16 protein-coding genes are annotated in these 20432 nt (G+C 57.6%); 11 read left to right on the top strand and 5 right to left on the bottom strand.

The annotated features are described in order from the left end of the window. Window positions 1-2 precede the first annotated feature (2 nt). Window positions 3-836 (bottom strand): glycoside hydrolase family 16 protein, encoded by an 834-nt coding sequence (locus IEY52_RS15555; protein WP_189003941.1) that lies wholly within the window; start codon window positions 834-836, stop codon window positions 3-5. Window positions 837-924: 88 nt separating this feature from the next. On the opposite strand from IEY52_RS15555, the gene IEY52_RS15560 reads away from it, so the two are divergent. The 3 genes from IEY52_RS15560 to IEY52_RS15570 all read left to right on the top strand — a co-directional run bounded on the left by IEY52_RS15560 (window position 925) and on the right by IEY52_RS15570 (window position 2395). Continuing rightward, window positions 925-1275, top strand: a complete 351-nt coding sequence (locus IEY52_RS15560) for a hypothetical protein (protein WP_189003943.1) — start codon at window positions 925-927, stop codon at window positions 1273-1275. 256 nt (window positions 1276-1531) lie between these two features. Further along, complete coding sequence (locus tag IEY52_RS15565) at window positions 1532-1930, top strand: hypothetical protein (protein WP_189003946.1); 399 nt, start codon at window positions 1532-1534, stop codon at window positions 1928-1930. A 144-nt stretch (window positions 1931-2074) separates the two neighbouring features. Beyond that, window positions 2075-2395, top strand: a complete 321-nt coding sequence (locus IEY52_RS15570; protein ID WP_189003948.1) for a hypothetical protein — start codon at window positions 2075-2077, stop codon at window positions 2393-2395. Between the two features lie 79 nt (window positions 2396-2474). Here IEY52_RS15570 and IEY52_RS15575 read toward each other — a convergent pair whose 3' ends face one another. Together IEY52_RS15575 and IEY52_RS15580 are read right to left on the bottom strand one after the other, a co-directional pair. Further along, window positions 2475-3527, bottom strand: coding sequence for a glycoside hydrolase family 43 protein (locus tag IEY52_RS15575; protein WP_189003950.1), 1053 nt, complete (start codon window positions 3525-3527; stop codon window positions 2475-2477). Between the two features lie 410 nt (window positions 3528-3937). Next, the gene (locus IEY52_RS15580; RefSeq protein WP_189003952.1) at window positions 3938-4654 is read right to left on the bottom strand and encodes a DUF4386 domain-containing protein; all 717 of its coding nucleotides are present in this window, start codon (window positions 4652-4654) and stop codon (window positions 3938-3940) included. A 143-nt stretch (window positions 4655-4797) separates the two neighbouring features. On the opposite strand from IEY52_RS15580, the gene IEY52_RS15585 reads away from it, so the two are divergent. The 4 genes from IEY52_RS15585 (at window position 4798) to IEY52_RS15600 (ending at window position 13093) form a co-directional block, all read left to right on the top strand. Then, window positions 4798-5463 carry a TetR/AcrR family transcriptional regulator gene (locus IEY52_RS15585; protein ID WP_189003954.1) on the top strand — a complete coding sequence of 222 codons (666 nt, stop codon included), beginning with the start codon at window positions 4798-4800 and terminating at the stop codon, window positions 5461-5463. Window positions 5464-5527: 64 nt separating this feature from the next. Beyond that, a complete protein-coding gene (locus IEY52_RS15590) occupies window positions 5528-6961 on the top strand; it encodes a GAF domain-containing protein (protein WP_189003956.1) in 1434 nt (477 codons plus the stop codon). Window positions 6962-7000: 39 nt separating this feature from the next. Continuing rightward, entirely contained in the window at window positions 7001-7972 is a 972-nt protein-coding gene (locus IEY52_RS15595) for a DNA-processing protein DprA (RefSeq protein WP_189003959.1), read from the top strand. A gap of 162 nt (window positions 7973-8134) precedes the next feature. Further along, window positions 8135-13093 carry a diguanylate cyclase domain-containing protein gene (locus tag IEY52_RS15600; protein ID WP_189003961.1) on the top strand — a complete coding sequence of 1653 codons (4959 nt, stop codon included), beginning with the start codon at window positions 8135-8137 and terminating at the stop codon, window positions 13091-13093. 29 nt (window positions 13094-13122) lie between these two features. On the opposite strand, the gene IEY52_RS15605 is transcribed toward IEY52_RS15600, so the two are convergent. Beyond that, a complete protein-coding gene (locus tag IEY52_RS15605) occupies window positions 13123-13476 on the bottom strand; it encodes a transposase (RefSeq protein WP_189003963.1) in 354 nt (117 codons plus the stop codon). 491 nt (window positions 13477-13967) lie between these two features. Beyond that, a complete protein-coding gene (locus IEY52_RS15610) occupies window positions 13968-15443 on the bottom strand; it encodes a sensor histidine kinase (RefSeq protein WP_189003965.1) in 1476 nt (491 codons plus the stop codon). 170 nt (window positions 15444-15613) lie between these two features. On the opposite strand from IEY52_RS15610, the gene IEY52_RS15615 reads away from it, so the two are divergent. The 4 genes from IEY52_RS15615 to IEY52_RS15630 all read left to right on the top strand — a co-directional run bounded on the left by IEY52_RS15615 (window position 15614) and on the right by IEY52_RS15630 (window position 20432). Then, window positions 15614-16741, top strand: coding sequence for a cellulase family glycosylhydrolase (locus IEY52_RS15615; protein ID WP_189003967.1), 1128 nt, complete (start codon window positions 15614-15616; stop codon window positions 16739-16741). A gap of 187 nt (window positions 16742-16928) precedes the next feature. Further along, window positions 16929-17954 carry a LacI family DNA-binding transcriptional regulator gene (locus IEY52_RS15620; protein WP_189003969.1) on the top strand — a complete coding sequence of 342 codons (1026 nt, stop codon included), beginning with the start codon at window positions 16929-16931 and terminating at the stop codon, window positions 17952-17954. Window positions 17955-18173: 219 nt separating this feature from the next. After that, entirely contained in the window at window positions 18174-19439 is a 1266-nt protein-coding gene (locus IEY52_RS15625; RefSeq protein ID WP_189003971.1) for an ABC transporter substrate-binding protein, read from the top strand. Between the two features lie 63 nt (window positions 19440-19502). Next, on the top strand, window positions 19503-20432 hold the full coding sequence (locus tag IEY52_RS15630) for a carbohydrate ABC transporter permease (protein ID WP_229684832.1): 930 nt from the start codon (window positions 19503-19505) through the stop codon (window positions 20430-20432).

A 20432-nucleotide genomic window follows, 5' to 3' on the forward strand; every position in this document is an offset into this window, starting at 1 on the left:
CTTCAGAGCTTGCGGTACCCCCGCAGGTGCTCCACCTCCATGGTTTTGGGCCACACATCAGGTTGTGAATCTGGCCCAAGTTGTGAGGGAATCTCATAAATATTCAGCATGAACTGCATCGGGTAAGCAGGGCTTTGCTCTATGGTGCGGATTTTGACGTTGTCCACATGAAAATCAATGTGGGTTTCCGTCCAGTCCACGGCGTAGGTGTGGTAGCAGGAGGCGTCGATGGGCAGGGTGTCTTTGTAGAATTCATCCTGGATGCCGGGGTCTCCAAAAGGATGCACCCCGTAACCCACCACAGCGCTGTCCGGGGTCATCTGGTTGCCAAAAATCTCACAGATGCAGATTTCTGCGGATTTTTCGGGCTGGTCTTCAAAGCCAATCATCCACAGGGCGGCCATGTAACCCGGAATGGGCACGGCTTTCAGACGCACCTCGAAATACCCATATTGAGGGGTGTAGAGGTGCACCTCGGGTTGAGGGGTGATGACTTTCAGGTCTGGTTTGAAACGGTGCTGCCCATTCGGGCTGCCCAAAGGTCCTGAAAAACACCCGGTCTGCAGGTTGGAGACCCGCAGAGGGCCATCAAAAGCAGGGTTCCAGGGTTGCTGGTCCTGATCGATGTGCAGTTTCAGGCTGTGCCCGGTCAGGCTGTAGCGGGCTTCTGTGCGGTCCGGGGTGCTCCACTGGGGCAGGTATCGGGGCAACCAGTGCTGTCTGTTCAGGGTGTCCTGATCAAATTCCTCGGAGAATTCGAGCTGGTAACCGGGTTTTTCCAGCGGGTTGACCGGAAAATCGCCAATGTGTTTTTCAAAGGGTGCATCAACTGTCATGGGGCCCAATATACCCAGAGTTTGCGCAGCCAATGAAGACAGAAGGCAGCATTGTTATGTTGTAAACATATTTTGATACAATGATTTCATGATTCCTGCTGCCACCACCACCCTGAACATGGTCCGCTTTGAGTTGCTGAAGGCCGAAAAACAGCTGGCCCTGCCAGATCAGCATGCCCATGCGGTCTGTCTGGAAGCCCTGTGGAAAACCTACCACCTGGCCCGCCCCCACACCCGCCGTGAGGACAACAAAATGCCCTTCTCCGAAATCCCCCAGCCGATTGTCAATGCCAGGAACTGGTCTGTGGGTGCTGCAGAGGCCAGAAAACCCCTGCAGGCTGCCCTGAAGCTGCACCAGCAGATGCAGCAGGGGCAACTGGGCTGGACCATGTGGAACCAGCTGGCAGACCATGTTCTGGAAGCCATGCACCTGCTGTGAGCACCATTGTGGGACGGGGTTTTGTTTGCCATGAACTGTAATCGCTATCGAAAACGAATTCCAGGAAACGAAAGTATCGATTTTTCAAAAGTGTTCCCATAAGGAAAAACCGTTCCAAAAAGATTTTAATGAGGATATTCGCAAAATGGAAAGGATTCCATTTTGCGTTGAAGTTGCGTATCATGGAAGAATGACATCAGCAGAACTTTCAAAAGAAAGAAACAAAAACTCTTTCTGGAATCTGCGAAAGGAGGGCGTGATCCTCAAGATTGATGTGTGGGCAGGCTACACCTCCAGTGCCAGCATCCTGAAAGGACTGCTGTACGGGCCACCTGAACCTCCGGCCCAGCACAGCTGGTTCATCAGCCACTTTCAGCTTCCTGCAGATGTGGAACTGCAGGAATTTTACCGTCCCCCCGGTCAGAACATGCATCAGGTGATCAGGCAGGCCCACCTTCCTGAGGTCCTGGCCCAGCAGATCCTGCAAGACCTGGTGAGCGCCATGGTCAGCCAGCGCATCCAGCGGGTGGATGCCCTGATCCTGGGGCTTGCGCTTGCCGATCCTCCGGTGGTCACGGTGGGCCGGATGCGCACAGCCCAGATTTTTTACCTGGGCAGGTACCAGCAAAAAAATCCAGAGCCAGAAAAAGCCTGAAAACCCTCAGGTTTCGAGGGGCAAGGTTTGAGGCAAAGCTGTCTGGACAGCTTGACCGTTCACTGACACATTGCTGGCAATTGAAGCAGAAAAAAGGTTCCTTTTGACATGATTCTGACAGGAAATTCAGGTTAAACTCAGCCCATGTCGGATGTCAGAAGTGCCCGCAAGCGCCTGAAAGATGCACAAGACCTGCTGCAGGACCCCATCCCCGAACACCACCCGGATGTGCGGCTGGCCTTGCTGTCGGCTTACCAGACCCTGACAGACCTCAGCCACCTGAATTTCGACCCTCCCCACAAGGCCCTGGTCTTTCAGGATTTTCGCCTCAACCACAACTGGTCCCGTGATTTGATTCAGGACGCCCTGTCCTGCCTGGATGAAATGAAAACGGAATCTTCAAAACGCCTGAACCTGCTGACTGCTGCTGCAGAATACGTGCGCGAAGCTTACCTGTTGATCTGAAGTTTCTGATGTTGTATCCATCAAAAAACCCTGCCAGTGAGGACTGACAGGGGCAAAAAACAGGGTGATTTTCTGGAACTCAGGGCAGGCCTGGGTCTCCAGAAGGCAGAGGCACATCCACCCACAAAGGATCAGGGGTGCCAAAAATGGGCAGGCCATCTGCGCCCCAGGTGATTTTCTGGGCACGGGCCAGCCTGGCCCCTCCGCATTGCTGACCGGGGAAGGCGTTGGCGTGGTACACCACCCAGTCTTCGGTGCCGTCGGGGGATTTGAAGAAACCGTTGTGCCCTGGCCCGAAAGCCTGATTGGCGTCGCTGCGGGTCAGCACCGGGTCGGGGAGTTTCATCCAGGAGGCGGGGTCCAGCAGGTTGGCATGCACATTGGCTTTCAGCAGGCCCAGTTTATAGTCATCGGTCCAGCAGCCACTGCCAGAGAAGGCCAGAAACAGATCATCGTTGTGGTAGAGCACCACTGGCCCCTCGTTGACTGCGGCCCCCTGCATTTCCCAGAACAGGCTGGGAGTGGAAATTTCACTGCGTTCACTGGAAAGGGTCCAGGGGTTTTCCATGGAGGCGATGTAGATGTTCTGGGGTTTCTCGTAGGGCATGTGGTCCTGGGGGGTGCCACTGTAGATCAGGTAAAGTTTGCCTTCTGCTTTGAGGATGGAGGCATCAATGGACCAGAAGTCATGCTGGGCATCGAAGACTTTGCCTTTGAGGGTGTACGGACCCATGGGGTCTGTGCTGGCACTTTCGGCCACATACATGCGCTGTTCTGAGCAGCATTTCTCCGGCCCTGCAGTGTAATAGAGGTACCAGTGTTTGCCATTGGGGCCGTCCAACAGATGAAATTCGGGTGCCCACACATTGCAGCAGCCGTCTCCTGTGGGCTGGAACACCTGCACGGCTTCAGCCTGGTCCAGTCCGGCCAGGCTGGCAGCTTTGCGGAAGCGGATGTCTGCTCCAGTGGTGTAGGTCATGTAATAAAACCCCTCATGAAACACAATGTGGGGATCTGCGCCTGCGGAAGACAGAACCGGATTGGAAAACGTTTTGGCCTGCTGGGCACTGGAAAACCCCAGGACCAGGGCCAGCAGCAGGTGGGTGAACAGCAGCACAATTCTGGAGGGCATGCAGGGAAATCCTTTCTGGTCAAAAAGCAGGCCTGACCGCGACACAGTCAGGCCGTCCACCCGGTGGCAGGATGCAGCAGACGCCAGCAGGCAAATGCTGGTTCGTGGAAAAGGGGTGTTTTGACCCCTTCATACTAACAAATATTTTTGTTTACTGTCAATCATTTTTTAAAATTCTGCAGGATTTTTCAGGGCAGTCAGGGAAATGTTTCAGAAATCTCCTCGCAGCAGAAGGTTTTCAGGCGAATGTTTTGGTCCTGTGGTTTGAGTGGGCGGCAAATGGCATGAATTGTGCAGATTAAAAGTGATAAAAATTGAACATAAACAAGTTTTTCTGCTGGAAACCCATTGCCATCTTGCAAACACAATAAAGGGCCATTGCTGGCCCTCTGGAAGAATGCAGATGGATTTTAAGCGGTCTGGGTGACCAGTGGCCGGGCAGGCCGCATCCCTTTGAAAATCAGCCACAAAGCCAGAGACAGCTCTGAAACCATGCCTGGCAGGGCCACCAGCATCAGGAAGAAGGTTTTGTACTGCTCATAACTGGGGAGCAACAGGTGGGCAAAACCATCAATCAGGTAGGCCAGACCTGCCAGGAACAGCAACCCTCCCAGCAGTCTGGGCATGGAGCGGGAGCGGTACACCAGATGCCCCACCAGCAGCAAGTGCATGCCAAAAAACACCAGGGCCAGCACCCAGCCGTATTTGTAGCCTTGTAGGAACAGCAGCATCAGGGATTGGGCTTGCTCTGGGGCAAAATTGCCATTCAGAACCAGCAGCACCATCACATGGTTCAGTGCCACCACGCCATACATGGCGGCATACACCAGCCTGAAAGCGGCTGCCAGCAAACTGAGTCCTGCATGGGTAGGTTTCAGCAGCAGGTACAGGCACACCGCCACCACGATGTCCAGCACCACAATCAGCAAATCTGCTGCAATGCTGCCCCGAAAAAGCTGCGGTGAGGCCAGCAGGTTTTGCAGCGTCAGGGTGGCATTTTCGGCAACAATCAATCTGGAGCGCACAAAAAATTCTGCGAAGAAGGCCAACAGGGCCATCAGGAGCAGGCTGCTTCCTGCAATTCGGGCGGTGGTGCTGGACATGGGTAGGGGGGTTGGCTGGTTCATGGGGTTCTCCTGAAGACTGCAGGAGCAGAAAGTTGGCTTTCTGCTCTTGACAGGCTTACACTGTAATCCTAAGCTTACGGTGTAAGCCTGTCAAGAGGGGGATGCCCGAAATGCCCTACAATGAACCCACAGCAGGAGGCCCCATGACCACGCCCAGCGATCCCACTGCCCCCCGAACCCCCCTGAGCAAACAGCGTGTGCTGCAAGCCGCACTCAGGTTTGCAGACCAGCACGGTCTGGAAACCCTCAGCATGCGCAGGCTGGGACAGGAACTGGGGGTGGAGGCCATGTCGCTCTACAAGCATGTGGCCAACAAAGAAGCCCTGCTGGACGGCCTTGCAGATCTGTTGATCGCTGAAATTGAGGTGCCTGCAGAAGCCGCAGACTGGCAGGAGGCCATGCGCAAGCGGGCACAATCTGCCCACCAGATGCTGCTGCGCCACCCCTGGGGGAAAGCCCTGATGGGAGCACGGCTGAACATTGGTCCGGCGATGGTGCGCTATGTGGATGTCACGCTGGGCTGGCTGCTGAATGCAGGTTTTTCGGTGGGTCATGCGCTGGATGCCTGGCATGCCCTGGACAGCTACATCTATGGTTATGCCCTGCAGGAACTGAACTTGCCCTTTGAACCTGAGCAGTCTGCAGACATCGCTGCTGCTTTTCTGTCCCATTTGCCTGCAGAGGTGTTCCCGCACTTTCATCGGGTGGTGGGCCAGATCATGACGTCAGGCCGCACCGAAAGCTTTGAGTTTGGTCTGGATTTGCTGCTTGCAGGTCTGGAACGGGTCAGGACCGGGCAAAAAATCTAATCCCGATCCAGTGTTTTTAGACCCCATTGCAGTCTGTGGTCAGGATCGGCCTAAAATGGAAGGGATGCTCAACACGGAACAGTTGAAAATGTTCATCAACAGCATGCCTGGCTGGGTGCTCTTGCTGGACCACGAAGCCGAATGCTTTCTGTTCAACCAGGCTTTTGCAGACAACCTGTTCTCTTTTCCCAGCAGTGGCAAGCTGGGGGCCACATCCAGAGACACCAGCGTTCCCTTCTGGTTTCAGCACCTGCAGACCACCTTTGAGAATGGCCGTCCGGTGGACATCAACCAGATCATCCGTGAAGTGCTGCACCTGGGGGTGGCCCAGCAGCACCGGGTGCAGCTGGAGCTGCAAGAAGGCCCGCAGTGGGCCACCTTGCAGGTCACCCTGCTGCCTGCCTCCAATTCCACAGACACGGTGTATTGTGTGCAATTCCAGTTTGAAGCCAGCAATGTGGCAGACCTTTCCCGGCAGAACCACCAGCTGGAGCAGGAACTGGGCCTCCTGAAACGGCTGCAAGTGCTGCTGGCCCACAACGACAGCCTGGAGGGGGTGTTCAGCACCGTGGTGAATGCCACCTTCGAGATCATGGACCATGCGCTGGTGTATGTGGTCTTTGAAGAAGCGGGGCAATTGCGGCTGGGACCTTCCAGAGGAGGAAAGCCCGATCCGGCCGTGCTGTCCCTGCCCAACACGGCTGTAAGGCGTGCCCTCAGCACCCATGAAATTTTGCATCTTGAGAACACCATGAATGCCCCCGCAGGGCTGCACCTTCCTGCTGATCTGGTTTCTTTGCTGGCGGTTCCTTTTGGACGCTCCAGACAGACCCATGGGGTCCTGATGGTGGAAAGCCGGGATTTGCCCCTGAATAGGCGCAACCTGCAGGCCCTGCAGATGGTGGTCAGCCACCTGAATGTCGCGCTGGACACCGTGGCCCTGCACCACCGGGTCAACGATGACCTGCGCAGGCTCACCGCCCTGTACGGGGTCAGTCAGGCCATTCACCAGCACCGCTCCCGGCAGGGATTGCTGGAAGACATTGCCCAGCGGGTGCAAGAAGCCCTCCTGGTGCGCTGGAGCCTGATTTTCACGCTCACAAAAGACGGTCAGGGGGTGGCCAATGCAGCAGGTGCGGCCCGCTCTGCCCCCAACCTTTCTCTGGCCCTGGATTTTCAGGAATTGCAGGCTGGACTCTCTGGCTGGGTGATGCGGGAACGCAAACCTGCCCTCTCGCTGAAGAATGTGCCAGATGACCGGGAAAGCCCACTGGTGCAGGAACGCCGCCGCCAGCAGCAAATCGGCTCGGTGATTGTGGCCCCCCTGCTGGACCCGGAAACCCCCAGGGTGCTGGGCACCCTCACGGTGCTGAATGGCCTGCAGGATCCCGATTTCACAGATGCAGACGTGCAACTGGTGATGAGTGTGGCCCATCAGGTGGCGGTTTCCCTGTCGCAACGTGAATTGCTGGACCGTTTGCTGCATCTGGGCAGATGAACACACACGGAAGGTGCCGCTGACCCTCAAAATGAACCCATGACCTCAGCCATCTCCGGAGTGACCCTCAAGATCCTCACGTTGCTGGAACTGCCAAAAGTGGGCCAGCAGACCGTCAAGAAACTGCTGCAGTACCCGCACTTGCAGGCCACACAGGACCTGCAGGAACTCGGATTTCTGGACCCCAGGTTGTATCAGGCGCTGTCTCAGCCTCAGGTCCTGCAGCAGGCCAGCGAAAATGTGCAGAAGCTGCAAGAGCAGGCCGACCAACAGGGCATGCAGGTGTTCAGCCTGCTGGACCCCCAGTACCCAGATCTGCTCAGAACTTCCAGCGATGCCCCCCTGCTGCTGTACCTGCAGGGCAACTGGGAGGCAACAGACCGGCATTTCACGGTGGTGGGCACCCGCACCCCCACCCGGCATGGTGAAATCACCTGTGAACGCATCACCCGGCATTTTGTGCAGCAGGGCTTCGGGGTGGTGGCCGCGCTGGTTCCGGGGTGCGCCAGCATCGGTCTGCAGACGGCTTTGCAAGAGGAGGTCCCATCTGTGGCGGTGCTGGCTGCAGGACTGGACCAGCCTCTTGCTCCGGCCCTGAACCGTATGATTGACCAGATCCTGCAGCAGGGGGGCACCCTGATCAGTCCTTTTCCGCCTGGAACGGTCTTCCGCAACCATCAGCAGGTCCAGCGGGACCGCCTGATGACCCTGCTGGGTCTGGGGGTGCTGCTGGTGCAGAGTGGCCTGGATGGGACCAGTGTGCATCCCCTGAAAATCGCCTTGCAGGAAAACCGTCCGGTGGCTGTGCCTGCCCTCAGCCAGAGAGACCAGCAGGACGCAGCAGAGGTCACGGCCCTCAACCAGAAGTTGTTCTTGCAGGACCCTCAGGTGGCTTCTGTACTGGACCTGACCGAACAGCAGATTCAGCACATTCTTTTGCTGCATGGCAAAGAAGATTACACCCGCTTTGAGGAGCAGATGGGATTTGCTGAGATGTCCCTGAAGAATTGATTGATTTCCTGCAGGGCAAAAATAAGATTTTTGTTGGGTTTCCATGGGTATGCTGTGGGGGTTCACTGGCCCAGGTGGGCCGATCTTCGACCCCTCACACACAACCTGTCTGTGCAGTCAAGGTTCTGCCTCTGGAGACGGGTTTTCCAGAAAGGCCCTGCCGTGCAGCTTCATCCCTCACAAACCCTGCTTTACGCTTCCCGGAACACCCTGATGTACCGCACCTGGGACGCCACCCACCAGATCCCGGTGGTGGTGAAGGTGCTGACCGGGCAACAGCGCACCTCCAGCCTGACCCTGCTGCAACGGGAATTTGAGATGACCCGCAAGCTGGAAGCCGCGGGGTTCAGACGGGTGCTGGAATACGCTGAACACCAGGGGCAACCGGCCCTGTTTCTGGAGTACCTGCCGGGCCAGACCCTTTTTGAGCACCTGCAAACCCATGCCCTGACCCTGCCTGAGCGTCTGGAACTGGCAAAACAGCTGACCGGACAGCTTTCCCTGGTGCAGCAGCATGGCATCGTGCACAAGGATGTGGGGTACCACAATGTGCTGGTTTCGGACAGCGGGAAAGTGCACCTGATTGATTTTGGGCTTTCCAGTCCGCTGTCTCACCGCCGCACCCGCAACACCGAACTGGTGGCCATGGAAGGCTCTTTCCCTTTCATGTCTCCCGAGCAGACCGGAAGGGTCAACCGTGCCGTGGACCACCGCAGCGACCTGTACAGCCTGGGTGTGGTGCTGTACTGGCTCTTTACAGGGCGGCTGCCTTTCGAGGCTGCAGATCCGGTGGGCTGGGTGCACTGCCACATTGCGCTTCCTCCAGTGGCTCCCAGACAGTGGGAGCCTGGTCTGCCGCCTCTGCTGGGCGACCTGATCCTGAAACTGCTGTCCAAAAGCCCTGAAGAACGCTACCAGAGCGCTTATGGCGTGCTGATGGATTTGCAGCGTGTGCTGGAGGATGCTGCAGAGGAGACCCCTGCAGGTGCTTTTGACCGTCTGGAGCACCACCAGTTCCCCCAGAAGCTGTACGGACGCGATGCAGAACTCTTGCAACTCGAACAGGCGTTGCAACGGGTGCAGGCCGGAGCCTGTGAGGGGATTCTGGTGCATGGGTATGCAGGCGTGGGCAAAACCGAACTCCTGCAGCAGTTGCAGCAACCCGTGGCGGCCCAGCAGGGCCATTTCATCCGTGGGACATTCAGTGCCCTGCAACAACATGAGCCCTGTCAGGGTCTGATTCAGGCGGTGCAGCAGGCCATTCGCCAGTTGCTTTCAGAAGGCACGGAGGCCCTGAGGATATGGAAACTCCGCTTGCAGCAGGCCCTGGGCAACCAGGGTGGGGTGATTGCAGCGGTGGTGCCCGAATTGCTCTGGCTGCTGGGTCCTCAACCTGAAGTGCCCCCGTTGCCCTTTCAGGAGCATGAGAACCGCTTTGTGGGGGTGTTCGTCCGGTTCCTGCAAACCCTGGCCAGAGAAGACCACCCCCTGGTGTTGTTTCTGGACGATTTGCAGTGGGCCGATGGGGTGTCTTTGCGGGTGCTGTCTGGGCTTCTTGTGAGCGCGGACTCCCACAACCTGCTTTTGCTGGGCGCTTACCGCAACAGGGATCTGACAGAAGACCATCCTCTGCTGACCACTTCGCAGGCAGCCGTGCAGGCCGGAGGCAAGCTCACAGACCTTCCCCTGGAGCCGCTGGAGCCGTCCCACATCCGGGATTTCCTGTCGGACACCCTGCACATGGCCGCAGAACAGCTGTCTCCGCTGGCCGAACTGGTGCACCAGAAAGCTGGAGGCAACCCCCATTTCACCCTGGAATTTGTGGAAAACCTGATCGAGCAGCAGTTGCTGTCTTTCAACCACCAGACCGGAAGCTGGCAGTGGAATGTGCAGGCCCTGCAGCAGGTGCATGCCACCGACAACACGCTGGAGGTGCTGGCCCAGAAGGTCTGCCAGTTGCCCGAAAACACCCTGCAGGTGCTGGGCTGGGCGGCCTGCCTGGGCAGTGCTGTGAAGGTGGAACTGCTCTCCAGGCTGCTTGAAGAACCTCAGGTTCGCACCGTTTCTGCCCTGCTTCCTGCAGTGGATGCAGGTTTTCTGACCCTCGGCACCGAACAGGTGCAGTTCCAGCATGAACGCATCCAGCAGGGGGTGTACCAGCAACTTCCTGAAGCAGAGCGCACAGGGCGGCACCTCAGGCTGGGGCGGGGGTTGCTCAAACTCCTGCCAGATGACCCTGAATTGTTGTTCCAGACGGTGCGTCACCTGTCACTGGGATTGGGTGAGATGTCTGACCCTGCAGAGCGTGAACGGGTGGCAGAAATGTGTTTGCAGGCGGCGCGCAAAGCCCGCAGTGCCACCGCTTACAGCAGTGCTGTGGCTTTTCTGGATGCAGGTCTCTCTGCCCTCCCCGAGCGGGGCTGGCTGGACCAGTATTCCCTGTGGTACCTGCTGCACCTCGAAGCCCTGCAGGCCCGGTTCCTGACCCGCGACCCTGAGGGTGCAGAACAGCACTTTCAGCAACTGGTGCAGCATGCAGCAAACCCCACCGATCTGGCCCGCGCATACACCCACAAGCTGGATTTGCTGGCCCACCACAACCGTTACCCCGAGTGCTTGCAACTCGGGCGGGAAGCCTTGCAGCTTTTTGGCATTCAGGTTCCCGAAACCGGCATCATGGAAGCCATCCAGCAGGAACTGCAGCAGGTGCTGGGCCGCGTGCTGGCCCTGGGCGTCCCAGAACTTTTGCACTTGCCTGAAATGGAGGCGCAGCCTGAACGTGAGGTCCTGATGCGGCTGCTCAGTTCGCTGGTCACGGTGGGGTACTTCAGCCATCCGCCGCTGATGATGTACCTGCTGGTGCAGCAGTTGCGCTTCTGCCTGGACCATGGCAACAGCCAGCAGGCGGTGGTGGCCTATTACGGCATGGCCCTGATGCTGATGGGCTCGGGCAAGATTGATCTGGCCTGGGCTTTCATGCAGGTGGCCCTGCAACTGGCTGAGCGCTACCAGCACCCTTTCTACCTGAGTCGCGCCAGACAGGTGTTTGGCACCACCGTCAACCACTGGAAGAACCCACCGCTGAGCAGCCTGCCCCACCTGGAAGAAGCAAAAAGGCTGGCCCAGGAAAGCGGAGACCCCACCTATGTGGTGTTCTCGGTGCTGCCCATGTTTTATGCCCATTTCAATGCCGGCCACCACCTGGAGCACCTGGAACGCTGCATCGAGGAAAACCTGGAGGTGGTGCGCCAGAAGCCCCACGCTTTGTTGATGACCCGCATGCAACTGATGCTGGTGGAACTGCTGCGTGGGGACCACACCAGCCAGCTTGAATCCTGCAGCCGCATTTACCAGCAGGCCCTGGAAGAGGACATCCTGGCGCTGAAAAACCTGCCCGTGGAGCACCGTTACCACAGCATGCAGTCTTTGCTGCTGTACCTCAGTGGGGATGTTGAGGCTGCACTGCTGCACACCCAGAGATGCCAGCAGTACCGCCAGAAAAACACCTCCATGTCCTTGCAGATGAATGTGGAAGACACCTTCTGTCAGGCCCTGATCCTGCTGGCCCTGCACCCACAGCGCACTGCGGAGCAGCAAGAACAGGATCTGCAGCAGGTGAAAGCCAACCTGCTGGCCCTGGAACAGTGGGCGAAACATGCCCCCATGAATTATTTGCACCAGCAGCAACTGGTGCAGGCCGAACTGGCCTGGGTGCAGGGAGATCCACACCTCGCCCGTGATGCTTTTGAAGCGGCCCTGCAAAGCCTCAGTGGGTCCATCAACCACAAGGACACGGCCCTGACCCTGGAGCGGTTTTCCCTGTTCCAGCGGGAAAGGGGCAACTCCACCCTGGCAGATCTGTACCTGAAAGAAGCCCACACGGCCTACCGCAAATGGGGGGCACGGGTCAAGGTGCTGCAACTGGAACGCCAGCATCCGCACCTCTTTGTGCAGGATGCTCCGGGCAGCCACTCCAGTGGGATGGCCAGCATCACCACCTTCTCTGAACAGCAGGCTTCGCGGCTGGATGTGCTGGCCTTCACCCAGGCTTCGCTGGTGATTTCGGGCGAGATCGTGCTGGAAAACCTGCTCAACCGCATGATGGTCACAGTGATGCAGTGCGCAGGGGCACAGCAGGTCACCTTGCTGCTCAAGGACGGGGAAAACTGGTTCACAGAGGCCACGCACAGTGCCCAGCAAAGCACCCCCAGGGTGATGCTGCACCAGCCCCTGAGAGACCTTCCCCTCTCGGTGGTGCAGTACGTGATCCAGACCCGGGAAAGCGTGGTGGAAGGCAACGCCCGCCACAGCCAGCGTTTCCCTGCAGAAACCCACTTCCGGGACAACGACACCCGTTCGGTGCTGTGCCTGCCCATCCTGCACCAGGGGGAGGTCAAGGGGGTGCTGTACCTGGAGAACAACCTCGCCAGCCATGTGTTCACCGAGCGTCAGGTGCAGGTGCTGCAACTGCTGTCTTCACAGATGGCCATTTCCATTGAACATGCCCGCATTTACAGCCACCTGGAAGAACTGGTGCAGGAACGCACTGCTGCACTGGAATCTGCTTATGTTGACCTGCAGAAATCCCAGGAGGAGGTGCGGCACCTCGCCTACCACGATTCCCTGACCGGACTCCCCAACCGCAAACTGCTGACCGACCGCATGGAGCAGGCCCTGGCCCGTTGCCGCAGGCATGGCGGATCGCTGGCCATGGTGTACCTGGACCTGGACGGCTTCAAGGAAGTCAATGACACCCTGGGCCACGATGCCGGGGACCAGTTGCTCTGTGAGGTGGCAGACCGCCTCAGGCAGGTGGTGCGCACCACCGACACGGTTTCCCGCATGGGTGGAGATGAATTTGTGGTGCTGCTGGAGTCCCTGGAGTCCCTGCAGGAACTTGAAGCCGTGGCCAGACGCATCTTCGGCAGTTTCCGTGACCCCATTGTGCTCAAGGGCCAGGCGCTGGAATTGCGTTCCAGTGTGGGCCTCAGCATGTTGCACTCTCTGGAGGACAGCCCGGAAGACTTGCTGCAAAGGGCCGACCACAACATGTACCTCGCCAAACGCAGCGGCAAGAACCGCTGGTGTCTGGATGGGGTGGTGCACGAGCTGCTGCCCTGAACCTGCACAGCAGCATCAACACCGAGGGGTTAAACCAGATCGGTCAGCACGGGTCTTTTGCGTTTGCCATACTTCTGGTTGCGCAATTGCATGCCCTGCTGCAGGCGGTTTTCCCAGAGGAATTTTTCGGCAGGGGAGAGGGTGCCAAGGAAACTGAACAGCACATCAAACCACAACTGCTCTTTCAGCCAGCGCTGGTGGCGGTTCCAGCAGGTGCGGTAGGTGACACCCAGCACCTCTTCAGGCAGCTCATTCCAGGGGATGGCGGTGACAAACACATGCAGCACGGCCTCGAAGATGCGCCGGTCCCGTGCATTCAGGCGGGGAACCTCCAGCAGCATCTGGTCCCATTGGTCTTGTGTGATTTGGTAAATGTGCAGCATGGTCTCTCCTGAACCCGGGTGGGAAATCCTGGGAAACGGTGGGCAGGCAAGTGCTGAAACCAGCAAAGGGGCACAGGAGGTGAGGTCTGGGCTTTGTTCTGGGCGAAAACCAATGGCCTCGTGACCACAGTTAAGCACATTTTTTCCGCACCTGCAAGGTGTTGCGGCCAGACCAGCCTCAAAAATAAAGGCACCCCCTTTGCAGGTGGGTGCCGGATGGGCTTTGAATGCAGGGTGACCAATGGGAGCGCCGCAAAAACTTTGGGTGGCAGATCAGTGTGTTGAAAAAGGGAGGTGGAATGAAAGACAGATCAGGGGTTTATGGGTGAAACCAGAATGCAGGTCCAGCTCAAATGGGTCCAGCAAGATTCCATGGTCAAGCAGAACAGCTGCTCATCAGGCGTTCATGGCTCAACTGTAATCCAGCATGCTGAAATCCCCCTGAGGGAAGATGCACAGATTGCTGGACCCGGTGCAGATGGACTGTTTGTTCAGGCCCGCGTGGGCAGTTGCACCACCACTTCGGTGCCCACACCCTGCTGGCTGTGCAATTCGATGGTTCCGCCATGCTGCTCCACAATCCATCTGGCAATGGGGAGGCCCAGTCCGGTTCCACCGGGATCCTGTCCCAGCGCTTCATGGCTGGCCCGGAAGTAGCGCTCAAAGACCCGTGGAAGGTCCTCGGCAGCAATGCCAATGCCCGAGTCCTGGATGGACAGAACCGCCTGATCTTCATTGCATTGCAAAGCCAGGGTGATTGTGCCTCCACCTGGGGTGTATTTGAGGGCGTTGCCGGTCAGGATCACCAGCAGTTGCTTCAGGCGGTCCGGGTCTCCCTCCACGGTGCATTCCGCAATTTCCCCCAGTTGCAGGTGGTGGTTGCCCCGGATGGATTCAAAGTCCCTGAGGGTGTCCAGCACCAGATGGTCCAGCCGCACCTCGGTGTCCAGCATCAGCAGGCCCCGTCCGGTGCGGGCCATGGACAGCAAATCCTGCACCAGACGGCCCAGGCGCATGGCCTCCCGGTGGCAGTCCTGGATGATCTCCCGTTTTTCTTCCTCAGGGATGTGGGGGTAACGCAACAGCACCTCCAGGTTGCCCTGGATGCCCGCAATGGGCGTTTTGATCTCGTGTGACGCATCCGACACAAAACGGGTGTGGCCCTCCATCAGGTTCTGCAGACGTTTTTCGCTGGCCTGCAATTCCAGTTCGGCTTTCTTGCGCTGGGTGTTGTCCAGCCCCACACTGAGGGACTGCAGCGGGTTTCCTGCTGCGTCACGGGCAAAGATGCTCAGTCGGGCATAGATCCAGCGCCATTCTCCATCCTTGTGCCGCATGCGGTATTCGCCCTCCAGGCTTCCCCCTTCCTGCAGGTGCTGCAGTTTTTCTGCCAGCTGAAACAGCGACAGCAAATCATCGGGGTGAAAGAACCCAATGGCCTGCTCGGGGGTGAGGTCTTTCACCTCGTCCCAGGTGTAGCCCAGCACCTCGGTGGAGTAGCGGTTGGTGAACAGCACAGCATTGCTGGCCATGTCGCGGATTTGCAGGGTGGCGGGCACCTCGTCGGTGAGTTTGTGCAGGAAATCCCGCTCTTTTTTGATGTCTTGCATGGCCAGCAGGGCAGCAGAAGAGGCGGGCAGGCGGGCCAGCCATGCCGTCACCCGGTTTGCCTGCAAGAGGGCAGAGATGTCCAGCTCCTGTGCCTGTTCCCCAGAACTTCCCCTCACCCTGCATGACAGCACCACAGGCTGTTTTTCCCCAGCAGGGTGCAGGGCGTTCAGCATTTCAGCAAAGTCTTCTGGGGGCAGCACGGCTTGCAGGGTGCTGCCCTGCCCGAAAGCCTGCAGAAAAGCCCGGTTGTGATGAAAGTGCTGACCGTCTGGAGAAATCAGGCAGGCAGGTTCGCGAAGGGCATTCAGCAATTGCAGGGCCAGAGGATCGGCACTGAAAAGCGCGGGGAAAGTCATCATTCTCCTTTCCGGGAGCGGTGTGTTCTTACCATGTTAAAGCATTTGGCAGAAGAACAAAACAGCGCTGGGCCTTCAGAAATCACCTCTTGCCGCTGTCCCTTTTGTGGGGAGATGCGTTTCAGGATGTTTTTAAGTTGCTTTTAAGTCCACTCCTGCACACTGACCGCATGAAAAGACCCTGGTTGTTGTCCCTGTTGCCTGCTTTGCTGGCCTCCTGCAGTACCCTGAATGCCGCCCCACAGCAGCTTTCAGCTCAAAAGCTTTCTGCAGCAAAGATCTACCATCCCATCTGCAGCATGCGGCCCCCAAAAGGCCACGTGGTGTCTGGCAGCCAGATCCTCACCATGTGCGGAGACCCTTTCATTGTCAAAGGGGCCAGCGTGGCCTACCACACCTTCATGGACATGGAAGATGGAGGATACGGACAGACAGATTTTGACCACCTGCCTGAGCAACTCGATGTGTTGAAAGCATCAGGGGTGAATCTGGTGCGGGTGTTTGTGACCCCGGAAATGGTCAACCACACTCCCTCCCAGTGGCCCATGCTGGACCAGGTGGTCACCGAGGCCAACAGCCGCAATCTGGTGGTGCTGATCAGCAATTCTTACAGTGAATACAGCACCCAGACCCTGAATTTCCTGCAACTGCTGGCCAACCGCTACAAATCCAACCCCCTGGTGTGGCTGACCCCCATGAACGAACCCAACTGTGCCCTGCGGCAAGACGACCCCAACATCTACTGCTCAGACTGGAACCGCTGGAAATTCGAGCACAACCAGTACATCCAGGCCATTCGCATGGCTGGATTCAACAACCCGATTCTGGTCAATGGGGTGGATTACTCCTGGGACCTCAGCAAAGCGGTGACCACCCACAAACTGGTGGATCCCAACAACAACCTGATTTATGGGGCACACCGTTATGGCAATGAAAACCCTTTGTGGAATGGCATTCAGGCCAGTGATGCCCTGCAGAAGTGGGGCAGTCTGGCCAACACTGTTCCAGTGGTGGTGGATGAGGTGGGTGCAGACAACGGCCCCGGAGAAAACGGCGTGGTTTTTGTCAACAGCCTGCAGTGGATGCAGGGTTTTCTGGATTTTGTGAGCAAATGGGTGCAGGGCGGTGGGGGAGATGGAGCCATTGCTTTCACCAGTTACACCTCCGATGGCAATTCGCTGTTTGAAGATGCCGGGTATGTGAACGATTCGGATTTTCCTTCTCCGGTTCTGCCGTTGCAATGGTCTGCCTGGGGGAACATTTACCTGGAAAGGTTCTTGCAGGCCACACCCAAATGAGGGTGCAAGGCCAGCGCAGATGACCTGGGAAAGTTAAGTTTGTGTTTCAGGCAAAGCAGAGGGATCCAGAGCCACAGGGATCCTTTTCCTTTGCTGCATTATTGGACTTCGGGTTGTCCTGCAACACCTCCCATTGACAACCCCCAGTCTTTCCCGTACTCTTGAGAAAACGTTATCTGGAGGAGCCATGAAAACCATTGTTCGCCTTGCTGATGTGGCTCGCCACGCCGGGGTGTCCATTCCCACGGTCAGCCGCATTCTGAATGGGGTGCAGACCGTTGCCCCCGAACTGAAAGAGCGGGTCATGAAATCCGTGGAAGAACTGGGCTACCAGCCCAACCGCATGGCCAAAAGCCTGCGGGAACAGCGCACCGGAATTCTGGCCCATCTGACTGCCGGACTGAACGCCAACTTTCACTCCACCCTGGCAAGAGGCGTGCAGGACGCTGCTTTTGATCTGGGTTACACCATGATTCTGGGTTCCAGCCACCATCTGGATGTGGCACAGGGGCAACTGACCTACGCCAAACTTTTCGACAGTTACCGGGTGGATGGCATGGTGGTGGTGCCGCCCGGCACGTCGGATCCTTACCTGGAAACCCTGGCCTCGCGCATTCCCATCATCGAGGTGGACCGCACGGTGGGGGATTACAGCCGCCATGCTGTGCTGCTCAACAATGCCGAGGTGATGGCAGATGCCGTCAGGCATTTGATTTCGCTGGGCCACAAACACATCGCCCTGCTGTACGGGATTGAACTGGTCAGCACCGAGGTGGAGCGTTACCAGGGTTTCCTGCACACCATGAAAGACTGTGGCGTGCCCGTGGACCCCAGGCTCCTGATCAGCGATGACTTCACCGAAGAAGGCGGGCACCGGGCTTTCCAGCGTCTGGTGAACAGCAATTTGCCGGTCACAGCCGTGGTGGTCACCACCAACGAAATGCTGGCTGGTGTGGTGGGCTGTGCCCGCCAGATGGGTGTGAAAATTCCCGATGACATCTCGCTGATTGGCATGGACGATGAGCGCTGGGTGCGCATGATGACCCCATCCTTGACCGTGATGGCCCAGGCCCCTTACGAGATGGGCTACGAAGCCTGCCGCCTGCTGATTCAGTGTGTGGAAGGACAAAATGGCGACACGCCCTGGCAGCTCCGCATTCCTGGAAAGCTGGTGGTGCGGGAATCCACCGCCCCTCCCAGGTCTTCGGGATGACCCCGGATTTTTGTACCGGGTATTTTGAGATAACGTTATCTCGTGCTAAAATCAAGACACCAGACACAAACCCCTTGCCTCAACCCCCCTGTATCTCTCTTACCCTCGCCTTGCAGTTGTTGCTGTCAGGGCAGCTGGAGGAATCCGCATGTAGCAATTCCCCTTCGCCATAAGATAACGATTTCTTAAAACCTGCCACCTGTTCCCGGAGGAATGACCATGAAAAACCTGCCCTTTGCCCTGTTCGCCACCCTTGCCCTCAGCACTGCTGCCCACGCCAAACAGATCACCGTGTGGGTGATTGACGGCGACTCCGAGCGCCCCTACTTCCTGCAACTGCAAGACGCCTTCAACAAGGCCAACGAGAAAAAAGGCCTGACAGCCAAAATCGTACCGGTGCCCAGCATCAACGACGCCATCCAGTCCGGCTTTCTGAGTGGCAAACTCCCCGATGTGTTCATGCTGGACGGCCCCAACATGGCCAACTACGTGTGGTCCGGGCAACTGGCTCCCCTGGACAGCTATTTCAGCAAGAGCACCCTCTCGGACATCCTGCCCGCCATCAAAGACCAGGGCACCTACAGCCCGGACGGCCACCTTTACGCCATGAGCCCCTACGATTCTTCCGTGCTGTTGTGGGGCAACAAGAAATACCTGCAGGAAGCTGGAATCCGCATCCCCAAAACCCTCAAAGACGCCTGGACCCTCAAAGAATTTGAAGACGCTTTGCAAAAACTCTCCAGAGTCAAAGGGGTGACCTGGCCTCTGGACCTCAAACTCAACTACACCGGAGAATGGCTCAGCTACGGATTCTCCCCCTTCCTGCAGGCCTGCGGAGCCGACCTGATCAACCGCAAAACCTGGAAGTCCACCGGAACCATCAACAGCGAAGCGGCCATCGACATCCTCGAGCACCTGCAAAGCTGGGCCAAAAACAAATGGATTGTGCCTGCCAGTGGCGGAGACAACCGCTTCTACGGAGACAAAACCGCTGCACTGGTGTGGGTGGGCAACTGGATGTGGCGTGCCCACAAAGAAGGCCTCAAAGACGATCTGGTCTTGATTCCTGCCCCCAAATTCTGCGGAAACAAGCAGGTTTCACCCAACGGTGGCTGGAGTTACGCCATCCCCAGGGCCAGCAGCAACAAAGACGACGCTGGAAAATTCATTGACTTTGCCATGTCCAGCAAACAGGTTGCCCTCTACTCCGACACCACCGGATACGTTCCTGCCCGCAAGTCCGCCATTCGACTGAGCAAGCTGTATGGCAAAGGTGCAGAAGGTGCCCTGATGGCCGAACAATCCGCCAAAATTGCCCTGGTGCGCCCCGTGCACCCGGCCTACCCGGTGATTTCCAAGTCCTTCGGGGATGCGGTGCTGAACATTCTCGCCGGGGCCAACATCAAATCTGAACTGGATAAGGCCGCAAAAGAGATCGATCAGGACATCCAGTCCAACAAAGGCTACCCCCCCTTCAACAAGTAAATCCACGGCACGGCCAGGGGTGATTTCCCTTTCCCACCCCTGGCCCCTCTGAAAGGGGAAAAGATGATGCAAAACCACCACAACCTTTCCAGACCTGCCGGACAGAAACTCCGGCGCAACAAACTCAAAACACAGGAATGGCTGGACGAACTGCTGCTGGTGCTGCCCGCCAGCGTTCTGCTGCTGACCTTTTTGATTCTGCCCTTTTTGATGGCGGGCTACCTGTCCTTTACGGACCAGCGCCTGATCCCCAGGCCCATCCCCACCGAATTTGTGGGTTTTCAGAACTACCTGACCGTGCTGAGAGACCCCGAGTTCTGGCAGGCTTTCAAAAACACCGCCTATTTTGTGGTGCTGGTGGTGCCTTTCCAGTGCGCCATTTCCCTGCTCTGCGCTTTGCTCTTGAACAGTGAACTGCACCTGCGCTCGCTGTTCAGAAGCGTTGCCCTTCTGCCCCTGGTCACCCCCATGACCGTGATCGTGGTGATCTGGGCCGCCCTGTACCGCATCCCGGACGGCTTTCTGAACAGCGTCCTGCACCTGTTTGGTTTTCAGGGTTACGTGGACTGGCTCGGAGACATGACCTTCGCCATGCCCGCCATTGTGCTGCTGTCTGCCTGGGCGACTTTTCCCTTCCAGATGCTGATTTTCCTGGCCGGATTGCAAGACATCCCCATGGAGCGCTACGAGGCCGCCAAAATTGACGGAGCAGGCACCTGGGAGATGTTCAGGTACATCACCTTTCCGGGCCTCAGAAACACCAACATCTTCATCCTGATCATCACCACCCTGCAGGCCTTCAAACTCTTCACCCAGGTGGACATCCTGACCCACGGCGGACCTCTGGGATCCACCAACACCCTGGTGCGCTACATGGTGCAGGAAGGTTACTCCTCCCAGCAGGTCGGTTACGCCTCTGCAGTGGCCGTGGTTTTCGTGATTCTGGTGGGTGCACTGGCTGTGCTGCAGCGCGTGCTGCTCAAAAACGAGTGA

It is taken from the genome of Deinococcus roseus, assembly GCF_014646895.1.
GTDB classification, from domain to species: Bacteria; Deinococcota; Deinococci; order Deinococcales; family Deinococcaceae; genus Deinococcus_C; species Deinococcus_C roseus.